Genomic DNA, 14438 nt, shown 5'->3' with positions numbered 1-14438 from the left:
CTCGGCGCATGTCCTGGAATCCGTCTGCTTGCGCTGCGCGCCGACTGTCGCAAAGGCTTATGGCCCCGCAGGGCCGATAGAGTCGGCAACAATCTTTCATGAAAGGAACAGGACGTGGAAAATCCTTTGATTGACGTAGAGGGTGCGGCACGGGCACTGAGGCAATTTGCCGAAGACCGGGACTGGCAACAGTTCCACTCGCCCAAGAACTTGGTCATGGCCCTCGCGGGTGAAGTCGGTGAGCTCACCGAGATCTTTCAATGGATGACGGAGGCTGACTCGCACAACGCCGCCTCGATGCCAAAAACTGCCGGCGCGGTGCGCGACGAACTCGCTGATGTCGCCCTGTACCTGATCCGACTCGCTGATGTGCTGGGGGTCGACCTCAACGCAGCTGTCGCTGCCAAACTCACCTCCAATGCGGCCAAATACCCCATTGAGGTCTCGCGCGGCGTCAACACCAAGTACGACCAACTGCCAAAGTCATGATCGTCTACCAGGCCGACAAGAGGGAGTTTCTGATCGACTATGACGACCGCGACATCGAAGACGTCATTCACGCCAAATACCAAGCAGCGACCCGCCGCAAAGTCGCGAAGGCGGAAATTCGGTCGTGGCGTGAGTCGCTGGGCTACATCGCGCGCGTGCTGCGTGACCCAACCATCGCCGACGACGTGGGTGTGGCCGTGGAATTCATCCTGCCGCAGACGGCCAAGCGTATCGATGTGATCCTTGCGGGGCACGCCGACGATGGTTCACGGCGTTTGATCGTCGTCGAACTCAAGCAATGGTCGTCAGTCGATGCCACCGACCGGGATGCGATCGTGTTGCTGCACGCTGGTAGTCGATCGGGCCAAGTGCGAGTCCATCCCAGTTATCAGGCTTGGTCCTATGCGGCATTTTTGGAAGGCTTCAATGAAGCAGTCTATGACGGCGGGCTACAGCTACACCCTTGCGCATACCTGCACAACTACGCCGCCGATGGCGTCATCGACGCGCCCCACTACCAGCCCTATATCGATCGCGCCCCTCTGTTCCTGAAGGGCGACGAGGATCGCAAGCGGCTGCGCGAGTTCATCAAGCAGCACATCAAGCACGGCCGAGGCCGGCAGGTGCTGTTCGATCTTGAGAACGGCCGCCTGCGGCCCTCCAAAGCGCTCGCGGATGTCGTCGGCAAGCTGCTCAAAGGCAACAGCGAGTTCACGCTGATCGACGGCCAGAAGGAGGTTTTCGAGGCAGCCAAAGCGGCATGCCGCCAAGCCAATGCCTCCGGCAAGCCTCGTGTCGTGATCGTCGAAGGCGGCCCGGGAACGGGCAAGTCCCTCGTGGCGGTCAACCTACTTGCCGCGCTGCGCGATGGCCTGACGGTCAAATACATCTCGAAGAACGCAGCCCCGCGCGCTGTCTACAGCGACAAGCTCATCCAGACACCAGAGAATGCGCACCTCGTCAATCTGTTCGGCGGATCAGGCTCCTTCACCGAAGCCGAGCGCGATGCCTTCGATGTGCTGGTGGTGGATGAGGCCCACCGCCTGACCGAGAAGAGCGGCTTCTACGGGAACCTGGGGACCCACCAGGTCAAGGAACTGATCGAGTCGGCCAAGTGCAGCATCTTTTTCATTGACGAAGATCAGCGCGTGACGCTCAAGGATGTGGGGTCCAAGGCAGTCATCCGTGAATTCGCCGCAGCCCGCGGAGCGGAGGTCGAAGAATATTCGCTGGCATCGCAGTTTCGTTGCGCAGGCTCCAACGGCTACCTCGCGTGGTTGGACGACGTGCTTCAAATCCGTCCAACGGCCAATAAGGCCCTCGACGGTATCCCCTTCGATTTTCAGGTGTTCGATGACCCATCCGCTCTGCATGCGGCGATTGAGGCAAAGAACGGGAACAACCGCGCGCGCGTGGTCGCCGGTTACTGCTGGCCTTGGAACAGCAGGAAGGATCCGAAACAGAACGACGTCGTCATCGGCGACTACGAACGTCAGTGGAATCTCGATCAAGACGGAAGTCTATGGATCGTCGCGCCTGAATCAGTTCTGCAAGTGGGGTGTATCCACACCTGCCAGGGACTGGAAGTCGATTACGTTGGGGTCATCATTGGGCCTGACCTCGTGATGGACAGCGACACCCTGAAGTCAGTGCCCAGGGCACGCGATAGACACGACAAGACTATGAAGGGTTTCGTGAAGATGTCGAAGGAGCAGCCGGCTGAGACGGCTCGGCAGGCCGACATGATTATCAAGAACACGTATCGCACACTGATGACGCGGGGAATGAAAGGGTGCTACGTCTACGCCACCGATGCGAAGTTGGCTGAGTATCTTAGGACACGGGCATAGCATGTTTGGGTACAGTCCGCAGGTCAACGGAATGTGATTAGAGTCCATACTATGCGCATCAAATGTGCTTCATAGCCTGACTCACAATCTAGTGCCGATCACAAGGGACTCGAGTCAGGCGTGCAGACATCAACCTACCGAGCCCATTGCCATCCGAGTTGCTCGAAAGACTAACCGATGCCGCCACTGCAAGAATTCTCATCCACGTTGACGCCACTCCGGATTCCAGGAGACCTTAGGTCCGATGAAGCACTGACGCGCGTCAGTGCTACCTCGTACTTCTTACTGTCGATTGATCACTCTGATGAGATGGATCTGTTGAACGACCCGTGGACCCTTCAACGATTCCTTTCTTGCTTAGCACTCAAAACCTTACCGGAATGTAGATGGGAAGAAACCGCTTTGGATGTGCTTACTCGCTCGCCAGGCGCGGCGGCAATATTCAGTTGCGCGATCTGCTTCGAGAACGCTCGTCATCGAACGGCGAATGGAGAAGCATTGTCGGCGCAGAGGCGTGTCGCGCTGCAGTCCGCGCTCACCGTTCACAGGCTATCACCGGACTGGTTCGAACGATCTGACTCGCTAGTCTGCTTCGAGAGCCTTACACGAGGTTGGAATCGAGCGCTGTACGCTTCTCCGAACCGTTTGAGAACCCGGTCCGAGTTGTCCGCTGTACTCGATCCAATCTTAGCTTCTCGAGTCACGGGAATGCCGAACGAAGAGCTAGTGCTGAAGTGGCGAGACGCTTTGACGTCCGTGGTTTTCGAACTCTTCGAAAACACACAGATTCACGCAAGGTTCGGATACGACCGACGCACGCTTAAAGCAGATGTCATCCGTGCAATCCTCGTTCGGACCGTGGTTGTGCAAACTGGCGGCAATCCCGTCCTCCAAAAGAAGCTCGGCGCAGCCGTCGAATGTCTAGAGATCTCGGTGGTGGACTCCGGCGTTGGCTTCTTTGGATCAAAACACAAGCGCGCACTTCTGGCCTCCGATAGCCTCGCAGAAGAGTGGACATGTCTTCGCGAATGCTTGGACAAGCATAGTGAGGAAGCACAGCATCTGCCTGAGGGCGATCCAAGAGGAATCGGGCTCTACGAGGTCCTCCGTGCTCTGCACTTTCTGAGGGGCGCGATTCAAGTTCGCTCCGGACGAACAAAGGCTTATCGCAGCTTCTTCACCGGCGACCATCAGATTCAGATGGAGTCACGCGAATCGCGCACACGACCAGGAATGCCAAAGGTTCGCATGCTCGACTTTGATAATCCTGTCAGACCTAGCCCAACGGAAAACACTGAAGTCAAAGGCGTCGCCATCCGCACGCTGGTGCCGCTAGGGTGGCTATGAACGTACGCAATCAGTTCATCTGTCGCTCGGCGACGTCAGCAGAAGTTCCTCCAACGGTTGATACTTACACGGAAAGCCATCTACTCGTCTATGAAAGTGAGTTTTCTGAAGGCACGTTGAGCCAAGACATTCGAGATGTCATTGCTTCTTTCCCACTGGCGAAGTCCATCACGATTCTCGCGCCTCTGGTGTCTGATCAGGAAGTCCTGGAAAGCCTTATTGCTGTTCGTCATCTTCGTAACGCATCAAATTCCCCCGAACTGAGATTCGCGCACTTCGATGCAGCAATCAAGAAAATAATGCTCACCGGAGTTGACGCAGGTCAACCAGAAGAGCTTCCCGCAGTGACTCGAACCGGTTGGATGGCGGACCTCTTTCAACAGCGCCGCTGCGTTGTACACGCACCCGACGGCATTCATTTCGGGAAGACTTCAGGAAAGCATGCGCTTAGTTTCCTGCGAGCAGCGAACGCGCTGACCGGATCACTGGAATGCATGCTTCTAGCCTTTTTCACGCTGCCGCACGTCCCATCTGCCGATGTTCAGCGTATCTATGTTGACACCGGTCCGCTCGTCGCAGTGGGCGCGAGCATCATTGAACAAGCGCATTTGCGAAGCATGTGGCGATCGCGCCCGCCAATCGAATCTTTTAGCAGCTATGACGGCTTAGACCGTCTATCGCGAGCAAATACCAATCATCTCGTCTTGATTTCCGCATCGACGTCCGGCGGGCTCGCGGAAGAGATTTCGCTTCGCACCTCGAACGAAGACCGTATCGTCACCCTTTTCTACATTCAAGCGGAAGGGTTTGACCAGTACCAAGGAGCAGTGGTTGCTGACTTGACCGCGCGCGACACCGAAGCTTGGGGCTACTCTCCCATAGAGACCTTCCGAGCAAACGACTGCAAGTGGTGCAAAGAGGGTATCCCTGCCGCGTCGTTCGAAGGCGATCAATTCTTGCTGCAGAAGCGAAAAGTCGACCTCCTTAACATTGCATTCCATGGGACAGACGCTGGGAGATGCTCAATGAAAGGCGGTGCCAAAGAGTTCTTTTCCGCTGTCAAGTCGCGTGGCGCCATCTCTGTCTTATTGCACGCGCCTGGAACCAATGTTCCATACTTGGAATTGTCGATGGATCAAGCCAAGGTGCTACAGGCCTGTCAGCAGACACTACAGGCAGCACTGACAGAGAGCAAGGCGGCGCCGTCTCTAGACTTGCTAGTCTCCGATGAGCTCACAAGTAGCGACATCGCGGCTTTTGAGCCTTACAAGAGCGGAAAGGGTTCACTGCCGGCAGCTACGAAGTCCGATCACCTTCAGGACCTCACCCCAACGCATAGAGCCAACGCACTTGTGGCATTTTCTTGCATCGAATCGGTGCACATCCCAAGAAAGATCAATGAAATTCTGAGAGCAGTTACGCCGGACGGGACTGTATCTTACGTAGCAGCGGCAACCCTCGTTGAATCGCCTGAACAATTCAAGCAGCTCCGGTCAGCTCTTAGGTCTGGGGCGAACGGGCCGAACACATTTGAGTTTGAAGCTGGATCGGTCGTGATTCTGCGTTACAGAACAGAAGCCTTATCCAGCTGGGATAGCGAACTTGGGATGCTGCAAGGCATCGTCGACATTGGCGGCATAGACGCTGTTCCTTACGAAATTCGTGAGCGACTAGCGTGGCTGAGGGACAACGGGTCAGCATATGAAAATCTGTTCTGGTACGGCCAGAATCGCCAAGCTCTCAAACTTCAGTCGGACTTCGTTTTCCTGCCTGTGGATGGCAGCGAATCGCAAGCCGACATTTACGCCATCGTTTGCAACCTGGTTGCAACAGCACTTGGGCTAAATCGGGATCCTCTTGCAACCAGTGACATCTCGACCCTTAGGCGAGCCTTGGAGTTCTCCGTCTATTCGGAGGTGCTCGTTGATCCAAACAACTTCATGAAGTTCAATGACGCGGTTCTTCGTGCGTCGATATTGAGGGCGGCGAGACCTTCAGAACTCAATTACGAGTCAAATCTGCCGCTAAGTCGGAGTGTCACCGACATCATTCTCTATGAGGTGAGTGAGTGGAGAGTCTCGCGTGGCCAAATCTTGACCGAATTTATTGTTGCCTTGGCGACGAGCAGGCTCAAGCTATGCTCGCACCATACAGAAAGTGTGAAGGAGGCCGTGCTGTCATCTGCGTACATTCCTAGCTATGTAAAGCTGCTGGCCCAAGAGATTCAAAAGAAGAGCGAACAGACGAGCATGTGATGCCGATCGTGTTAACGAACTTGTGGTGGGTTGTTGACCAAGAGATTCGGCGCGAATGATTGGCGTGCAGTCTTGATGGATGGCTTGCAGGACGGTCCGGAGCTTTGCGAGGGCGGCTTCAGAACGGCGCTGGGCTTGAAGTCGCCGGACGCCGCGAATGCGTGACGGCTGTCATTCTTGCGTATGGAGGACTGTCGGAACCTCTTTGGGAAACCTTTCCAGGAGCGCGCGGGTAGTCGACGGCTGAGAGCTTGGCCCGCACCATGAGGAATTTCATCGCGAAGCGCCGAGGGCAGGACTGCCAAAGGGACACGCGTGTCGTTGAGATGCGACAGGCAATGACGGATTGAACTTTATCGGTATTTTTGTCGGTACTTTATTAATCAATAAAACAATAACTCAATATTCATGCGGCTTTCTGAATGATTTTTCATTCCTGTCGAAGCACCAAAGACCCGAATCACGGCGTCTCCCCCACATCAAAAACCCGCACGCTCCTGGGCGTAGCGGGTCGACGGCTCGATCGCCAGCCGGCAGTTCAGTGTGGGATCAGGTCCAGGCATTGCCGACGGCGCCACGCGGCGCTGCGTACGGTTTGGCCGTCGTCGAACACGACTTTGTACTGGCATACGAGGTAGTTGGCCGATTGCGGCATTTGGAACTTGAACTGGTAGTCCCACTCAGTGCCGAGCGCGCCGCGCTGCTGCCTCAGCGCCTGCCCGAGCACGGCGAGCACCTGGGCCTGATTGACCCCGGGCTTGATCTCGCGAAAGCGCTCGGGCCGCGACACGATGCCGTCGCGCAGAAAGGGCTCCTTGAAGTCAGGGCGGCGCGCCTCGACGTCGCGATAGTCCAGCTTGTCGGGGTTGCTCACGGGGTCTACAGGGTTATCGCGCGCCGCCACATGGGTGGCGGTGCCGAGCAGCGCGGCGGCGAGCGCGAAGGCGGCAACGGTGGGTGATGCGTGCGGGGTCTTTTTCATGGCTGGCTTCCTCTTGGGTCGGATGGGATTCTTGGGAGAGATGAATGAGCGCGCGCGAATCAGCGCTCGCGCATGGCTTCGCGCGCCTTGTTCAGCGGCTTGGTCAGGTAGTCCCACACGGTCTTGCGACCGGTGCGGATGTCGGCGGTGGTCACCATGCCGGGCACGATGGGCATGCGGCGGCCGGCCTTGTCGGTCAGTGCGTCGGAGTCGGTGCGCACGAGTACGGGGTAGTAGACGATCTCGGGCTTGACCTCGTCGCGCTGCGTGTCGGGTGCGATGGTCACCACACGCCCTTTGAGGCCGCCGTACACGGCGTAGTCATAGGCGGTGACCTTGATCTGCGCCTCCTGCCCGGGCCGCATGAAGGCGATGTCGCGAGGCGAGATGCGCGCTTCGACCAGCAACTGGTCGTCCAGCGGCACCAGGGTCAGGAGCGAGCCGTTGGGCGGCACGACGCCGCCGATGGTGGTGACCTGCAAGCTCTTGACGATGCCGCGCACGGGCGAGTTCAGGGTGAGCCGCTCGAGCGAGTCTGCACGCCCGCGCACCACGGACGACAAGGACTTCACCTCGGCATCGGCCTTGGCGAGTTCCTCGCGGCTGCGCACCATGTAGTTCGATCGCGCCTCGGAGATCTTCAGCTCCAGGTCGGCGGCCTGGCGTTGCAGGCGGATGAGCTCGACGTTGCTGGCCGCGCCGCTCACCTGCAGCGAGCGGGTGATGTCGAGCTCTTTGCGCACGAGCGCAAGCGCCTGGCCCAGGCCCGAAACGGTGTCGCGCATGCTGCCCTGCCGCGAGCGGAAGAGCGCGCTTTCGGAGTCGACCAGCTGCGCGTACGCCTTCAGCTCGGCGGGGAACTGAAGGGTGCTATGCCCTTCCACCTCGGCGCGCAGGCGCACGCTGCTGGCCAGTGCGGCGCGGTAGCGCGCGGCGGTTTCTTCCACGCTCGATTCGCCGCGCGTCGGGTCGAGCTGCGCGAGCACCTCGCCCTTCTCGACGATCTGGCCTTCGTGCACGCGCAGCTCGGCAAGGATGCCGCCTTCGAGCGACTGGATGCGCTGCTCACGCGAGCTGGGAATCACCTTGCCCATGCCGCTGGACACTTCGTCGATCTCGAAGCACCAGGCCCACACGAAGAACGCGAGCAGAAAGAGCGCGATGAACCACACGACGCGCGCGGAGCCGCTGGCGCGCGCCTCGTCGAAGTCGCCGGCGCCGCCGGGGCCCCACACGGTGGCGGTGGATACCTGCGCAGGCACCGGTGCCTTGTTGGTCAATGTCACGGCGTTCATGCCTGTGCCTCCTTGCCACGGCCTGCGAGGGCCGTTGTCTCGCGCGATGCGGCCGCGCCCTGGCGCAGCCGCGCCATCACCTGGTCGCGCGGCCCGTCGAGCACGACGGCGCCGCCGTCCACCACGAGGATGCGGTCCACCGCATCGAGCACGGCCGGGCGGTGCGTGGCCAGCACCAGCGTGCGGCCTGCGGACAGAGCGCGCAGTTGTTCGATCACTTCGCGCTCGGCCACTTCGTCGAGCGAGGCGGTGGGCTCGTCGAGCAGCAGCACGCTGGGGCGGCGCAGCATGAGCCGCGCGAGCAGCAGGCTCTGGCGCTGCCCGCCCGAGAGGCCGCGCCCGCCTTCCAGCAGCGGATGGTCCAGCCCGGTGGGCAGGCGGCGCACAAAGGCCCAGGCGCCGGTGGCTTGCAGGGCGGTGATCAATTCGGCGTCGGTGGCATGGGGCGTGCCCATCTGCAGGTTCTCGCGCAGGGTGCCGTGGAACAGGCGCGCGTCTTGCGCGAGCAGGCCGACGTCGCGGCGCACGTCGGCGGGGTCGATGTGGGCCATCGACACGCCGTCGAGCACCACGCTGCCCGCGCGCGGTTCGATGAGACCCGACAGCGCCTGCAGCAGCGTCGACTTGCCCGCACCGTTGCACCCGAGCACGGCAATGCGCTCGCCAGGGCCGATGTGCAGCGCCTTCACGTGCAGCGCGGTGGTCTGGCCGTCGTGGCTGAAGACGGCGTCGCGCAGCGTGTAGTCGCCCTGCACGGCGGGCCGGTGCACGCGCGTCTCATGGGGCGGGTGGTCGACCGGGAGCTTCATGAGCTGGTCGAGCGATTCGCCGGCCACCTTGGCCTGCTGCCAGCGGTTGAGCACCTGCGTCACGCCGGCCAGCGGCGCGAGCATGCGGGTCGACAAAATCGATGCGGCCACGAGCACGCCGGTGCTCATCTGCCCGTCCATCACCAGCGGCGCACCGAAGAACACGACGAAGGCAAAGGCGCCGCCCTGCACGGTCTGCGACCAGTTGCTCAGGGTGTTGAGCAGCGCGCGCAGTTGCAGGCCCGAGTCGGCGTTGACGGCGTTGTAGTGGTTCCACTGGTTCTGGAAGCGCGGCTCGGCCTGCAGCACCTTGATGTCGTCGATGCCCTGCACGGCCTCGACCAGCATGGCGTTGCGCAGCGACGATTCGCGCATGCCCGCCTGGGCCAGCGCGCGCAGGCGCCGCTGCGCCAGCAGGCTGGGCACGAGCAGCAGCACGCACGCGGCCAGCGGCACGAGCACGAGCCAGCCGGCAATGAACCAGAAGAGCACGCAGAACACGAAGAAGAACGGCAGGTCGGCCACCGCCGCCACGGTGGTCGACGTGAGCATTTCGCGCACGGGCTCCAGCTCGCGCAGCTGCGAGATGAAGGTGCCGGTGGCGCGCGGGCGCGCCGAGCCGCGCACGCGCAGCGCGTGGCCGAACACGCGGTCCGAAATGCGCAGGTCGGCGCGCTTGCCCACCACGTCGGTGATGCGCATGCGCGCGCCGCGCATGACCCAGCTGAACGCGATCGACAGCAGCACGCCGCCGAACAGCACATGCAGCGTGGGCAGCGACTGCGCGGGCACGACGCGGTCGTACACCTGCATCGAGAACAGCGTGCCGGCCAGCGCCATCAGGTTGTAGGCGAGCGATGCGACAAGGATGTGGGCGTAGGGCCGCCAGTCCGCCAGCACGATCTGTCGCAGCCAGTGCGGCTCGACGGGGCGGATGTAGGCATCGACGCGCGAGTCGGGTGCGGACTGCGCGGGCCGCAGCACGGCCATGGCTTCGAGCGCGGGCTGCAGCTCGTCGATCGTGCAGACGGTTTCCGCGCCCTGGTCGCCACCGAGCATCACGCGCAGGCCCTGGGCCGAAATGGCGGTGACCACGGCCACCTGCCCGTCGCGCAGCTGCAGCACCACGGGCAACCGCCAGGGGCTCAGGGTGTCCAGGCGCGGCGCGACCTGGCGCACGGTGAGCCCGGCCTGGCGGGCCATCTGGCGCACGCGCTCGCCGATGTCTTCGTGGCCGCTCCACGCGGCAGCGCCGCGGATGCGCTCGCGCGAGGTGTCCAGGTGGTAGTGGGCGGCCACGGCCAGCACGGCGTCGACCCAGCCGGCGAGCAGCTCGGGGCCGCGCGCGGCAGAAAGCTCGGGCATCGTGGTGGCGGTCATGGCTGGCCTCCGGCCACGAGCTCGCCCGCATCGACCAGCCCGAAGGCTTCGCGCAGGCGGCCCGACTGGTACAGGCACTCGACCGCGAGGCGCTGCACTTCGTGCACGCTCTCGGCCTGCTCGAAGCGCGCGCCGTGGAACTCCTGCTCGGCATTGAGCAGGTCGAGCAGCGAGCGCGTGCCCAGCTGCAGGTACTGCTCGCGGTACAGGTCGCGCGTGCGCTGCGTGCTGTGCACGCGCGCGGCGAGCACGGGCAGGCGCAGCGCGTGGCCTTGCGATTGCACGCGCGCGTCTTCGAGCCGCTGCCGCACGTTGAGCTGTGCATAGCCCAGCGCGGCCTCGGCCGCTTCGACCGCGTGCACGGCGGCGCGCTGGCGGGCCTGGCTGCGCCCGCCTTCGTACAGCGGCGCGCTGAAGTTCACGGTGAGCGTGCTTTCGGTGCCGGACTGGCCGGCAAGCCGCGCGCCCGATTCGAGCCCCCGGTTGACGCCGGCGTTGAGCGACAGCGTGGGCAGCAATTGCGCATCGGCACCGCGCAGCGCGGCCTGTGCCATGTCGCGCTCGGCCTGCGCCATCTGCACGGCCGGTGCGGGCAAGGCCGTCTGCGGGTGCGCGGCGCAGGCGCTCGCGAGCGGCGCCGACGCTTCGCCGGCAATGTCGGCCGGCATGCGGCCCTGGGTCAGATGCATGAGGTTGAGGCGCCAGCGCTCGGCCTGGGACGCGGTGTTGAGTTGCTGGGCACGCGCGGCCTCCAGGCGCGACTGCGCCTGTGCCACGTCGGACTGGCTGGTGGCGCCCTTGGCCTGGCGCTCGCCCACCAGGCCGGCCAGCGACTGCACGCCCTTCACCTGGGCCTGCGCGATTTCGCCGAGCGCCTGCTGGCGATGCACTTCGATCCATGCCTGGGCGGTGTCGCGCACCACGTCGTCGACCGCCAACAGCAGCTTGGCGCGCGCGGCCGTGGCCGAGGCCTCGGCCTCATTCACGGCGCTCGACACCTTGCCGAAGTCGTACAGCATCTGGGTCACCGACAGCGAGGCCTGGTGCACCTGGCGGCGACCGTCGGTCTGCAACTGCCGGTTGCCCGTGCGTGCGCTGAGGCCCGCGCTGACCTGCGGGTAGTAGCCCGAGCGGGCGTCCGCAATGCCCTCGCCCGCCTGCAGCGCTTGCCCGACGGCGTTGCGCACGGTCGGGTGCGATGTGGCGGCCAGGCGCACGGCCTCGGTCATGCCCAGCGGGGTGGCGGCGCTCGCTTGCGCAAACGCCGCCGTGCCGGCGAGCAGGAAGAAAAGGCCCGCGGCGGCGGGCGGAAGGAAACGGGAAGCAGACATGCGTAAGAACGTGCGGACAGCGTGTGGACCACAAGGTGTCGACGCCGCAAGCGGCGCCGACGCCCCGGTGGGTCAGTGGTGAAACGCGAGGCCCATGTGAAGCTCGTCGTCGAGCGAAGGGGCCACGGGCGGTGCGTAGGCCGTGAGCGAGTCGGCCGACGACGCCAGGGCCAGCACCGTGGGCGATGCCTGCGTGCTCGCAAAGGCCGGCGGGAACGCGGCCTGCAGCAGCACCTGCAGCGACTCGGCCGCGTTGTAGGCATGCAGCATGTCGGACAGCTGCGTGCCGCCCCATGGGCTGTCGCCGTAGGGGGAATGCGGCGCGTCGTGCGGTTGCTGCTGCTCGAGCGACACCGTCGCTGCGTCGACGCCGGCCAGCCCCAGCGAGTCGGCCGAGGTGAAGAGCGCTGCCGCCCCCGCTGCACCGGCTGCGGGCGTGTAGTTGACGTGCAGCGTCTGCGTGGCCGCGTTGCTCGCATCGCCGTCGCGGTCGACCACCTGGTAGCTGAGCGTCTCGTCGTAGTTGTGCGAGCCGCTGGTGCGCGGTGCCACCTGGTAGCTGAACTCGCCCGAGTCGAAGTCCACGACCAGCTTGCCGCCCTGCGCCGTGGCAATGGTGACCTGGTGCGTCGCCGCGTCGTAGCTGTAGTCGCTGCCGGCGGCGGGGCCGGCCTTCGTCATCAGGCCGGTGCTGCTGTCGAAGGCGTAGGTGGTGCCGTCGATGCTCAGCGTGGACACATGGCCGCCGTCGGCACCGAAGCCCGACGAGCCGCCGAGGCCGCCGGTCAGCAGGTTGCTGACGGTGGGTGGCACGCTGATCGTGCCTTGCAGCACGTCGTTCAGCTGGCTCGTGTCGGTGATGATCTGGCCATTGGTGTTCGCGCCGGTGTTGCCGTTGTAGGCGATGGGGTCGATGAAAGCCTGTGCCTCCGCGTTCAGGCTCGAGCCCAGGCCCAGTGCGAACGAGTTGATCTGGTGGGTGTTGAGGAAGTTCGTCCAGATCGCTTCTTCCCCGGCCTGGATGCCCCTGTCGGCCGTACTGCTGTTGCTGCTGTTCGCCAACTGCGCCGTGTTGCCGTCGCCCAGCGTCGGCTCGCCGTCCGTGAGGAAGTAGGACACGTTCTGGGCCCCGTCCAGCTTGCCGGTGGCCGAGAAGCCGTTCATCGCCGCAGCCAGGGCCGCGTCGTAGTTGGTGCTGCCAGCGGCCTGCAGGTTCTGCACCAGCGCCTTGGCTTCGGCCGCCGTCATCCAGGCCTGCTGCGAGGCCCCGGTCGTGCTGAAGGTGACGAGCTGCACCCGCACGTCGCCGTACAGGTCGTAGCCGTCGATCAGATTCTGGATCGCCTCTTTCGCACGGCTGAGGCGTGTCGGGGTTTCCTGGCCCATGCTCCCGGAAAGGTCCAGGATCACCATGAGGTTGGTATCGATCGGCGCCACGTCGACGGCCTGCTCGCCGTTCACGAGCACCGGCGCATCGTCCTTGACGGGCACCTCGAAGCCCACCGGCGCGCCGCTGGCCTGGCCATCGCTCACCACGGCTTCGAAGTGCAGGTTCGACACGCCTTCGCCGTTGCCCGGCGGATGATCGATCGGCGCCTTCAGCGTGACGGTGTAGCCCGCCTCGAACTGCCCCGCGCCCGTGGCGCTGACATTGCCCACAGCCACGGTCATCACCTCGGTGGTGACGCCGCCGACGGTGACGCTGCCCGTGAGCGTGTGCGTGCCCGCGTCCCAGGTCCACGACACCGGCTGGCCGCCGGAGGTGACGCCGTTGGGGCCACTCAGCGACACCGACAGGTCGCCGGCCGCGCTGTCCGGGTCCGCGATGGAAATGGTGCCGGTCGATTGCAGCGGCGGCTCTCCCGCAGCCGGAATGCCGCCGGGCAGGCTGCCTTCGGAGACGGCTTCTGCGTTGTTCACTGAGGCCGATGGCGCGTCGTTCACCGGGTTGACGGTCACGTTCACTGTGCTGGTGGTCGTGCCGCCGTGGCCGTCGCTCACCGTGACGGTGAAGCTGTCGGTGCCGTTGAAGTTGGCACCGGGCGTGTACGTGTACGTGCCGTCGGCGTTGACCGTGACCGTGCCATGCGACGGATCGCTGCTCTTCACGTAGGTCAGCGTGTCGCCGTCGACGTCGCTGCCGACGATCTGGCCGCTGACGGGCGTGTCTTCGTTCGTGGTCTTGGTGTCGTCGGGCGCCGTCGGCGCTTCGTTGAGGTTCTGCTCGTTGAGCGTGACGGGGATGGACGTCGTGACCGTGCCATCGTTCGCGCCGACCACCAGCGCGTGCGCGTTGGCGCCCGCTTCGTAGTCGTTGACGAACGCCGCAGCGCCCGCCGGCGTGAGGCTGATCGCACCCGTGACCGGGTCGATGGCGAAGTAGCCGTTGTCGTTGCCCGAGAGGATGCTGTAGGTGACGGTCGCGCTGTCGACGTCGGTGGCGTGGACCGTGCCGAGCACGGCGCCTGCGGGCCGGTTCTCGTCGTAGCCGAAGACGTAGCCGTCTGTCGTGTTCACCGGGGTGCCACCGGCGTCGACGAACACGGGGGCGTCGTTGACGGGGTTGACGGTCACGGTCACGGTGCTCGTCGTCGTGCCGCCGTGGCCGTCGCTGACCGTGACGGTGAAGCTGTCGGTGCCGTTGAAGTTGGCGCCGGGCACGTAGGTGTACGTGCCATCGGCGTTGACCGTGACCGTGCC

The 14438-nt window shown here is 63.6% G+C and carries 9 protein-coding genes; 4 read left to right on the top strand and 5 right to left on the bottom strand.

The annotated features are described in order from the left end of the window. Nucleotides 1-114: 114 nt before the first annotated feature. The 4 genes from VPA02S_RS20460 to VPA02S_RS31825 all read left to right on the top strand — a co-directional run bounded on the left by VPA02S_RS20460 (nt 115) and on the right by VPA02S_RS31825 (nt 5941). Nucleotides 115-489, top strand: coding sequence for a nucleotide pyrophosphohydrolase (locus tag VPA02S_RS20460; RefSeq protein WP_062365433.1), 375 nt, complete (start codon nt 115-117; stop codon nt 487-489). After that, entirely contained in the window at nt 486-2339 is a 1854-nt protein-coding gene (locus VPA02S_RS20455; RefSeq protein ID WP_062365432.1) for a DNA/RNA helicase domain-containing protein, read from the top strand. The genes VPA02S_RS20460 and VPA02S_RS20455 overlap by 4 nt, the downstream gene beginning before the upstream one ends. A 708-nt stretch (nt 2340-3047) precedes the next feature. Continuing rightward, nucleotides 3048-3686, top strand: coding sequence for a hypothetical protein (locus VPA02S_RS31830; protein WP_155736623.1), 639 nt, complete (start codon nt 3048-3050; stop codon nt 3684-3686). Next, on the top strand, nt 3683-5941 hold the full coding sequence (locus VPA02S_RS31825; RefSeq protein WP_155736622.1) for a hypothetical protein: 2259 nt from the start codon (nt 3683-3685) through the stop codon (nt 5939-5941). The genes VPA02S_RS31830 and VPA02S_RS31825 overlap by 4 nt, the downstream gene beginning before the upstream one ends. Nucleotides 5942-6479: 538 nt before the next feature. Here VPA02S_RS31825 and bamE read toward each other — a convergent pair. From bamE to VPA02S_RS20425, 5 genes are all read right to left on the bottom strand, one after another. Beyond that, nucleotides 6480-6923, bottom strand: a complete 444-nt coding sequence (gene bamE, locus VPA02S_RS20445; protein ID WP_062365430.1) for an outer membrane protein assembly factor BamE domain-containing protein — start codon at nt 6921-6923, stop codon at nt 6480-6482. Between the two features lie 59 nt (nt 6924-6982). Beyond that, entirely contained in the window at nt 6983-8218 is a 1236-nt protein-coding gene (locus tag VPA02S_RS20440; RefSeq protein WP_062365429.1) for a beta-barrel domain-containing protein, read from the bottom strand. Continuing rightward, nucleotides 8215-10407, bottom strand: a complete 2193-nt coding sequence (locus VPA02S_RS20435) for a type I secretion system permease/ATPase (RefSeq protein ID WP_062365428.1) — start codon at nt 10405-10407, stop codon at nt 8215-8217. Before VPA02S_RS20435 ends, VPA02S_RS20440 begins: the two co-directional genes overlap by 4 nt. Then, a complete protein-coding gene (locus VPA02S_RS20430; protein WP_062365427.1) occupies nt 10404-11738 on the bottom strand; it encodes a TolC family outer membrane protein in 1335 nt (444 codons plus the stop codon). Before VPA02S_RS20430 ends, VPA02S_RS20435 begins: the two co-directional genes overlap by 4 nt. A 72-nt stretch (nt 11739-11810) precedes the next feature. Continuing rightward, a partial coding sequence (locus VPA02S_RS20425) for a tandem-95 repeat protein (protein WP_155736621.1) occupies nt 11811-14438 on the bottom strand: 2628 nt, incomplete at its 5' end.

It is taken from the genome of Variovorax paradoxus NBRC 15149 (genome assembly GCF_001591365.1).
Classification (GTDB): Bacteria; Pseudomonadota; Gammaproteobacteria; order Burkholderiales; family Burkholderiaceae_C; genus Variovorax; species Variovorax paradoxus.
This window is presented reverse-complemented; position numbering and strand designations above follow the sequence as displayed.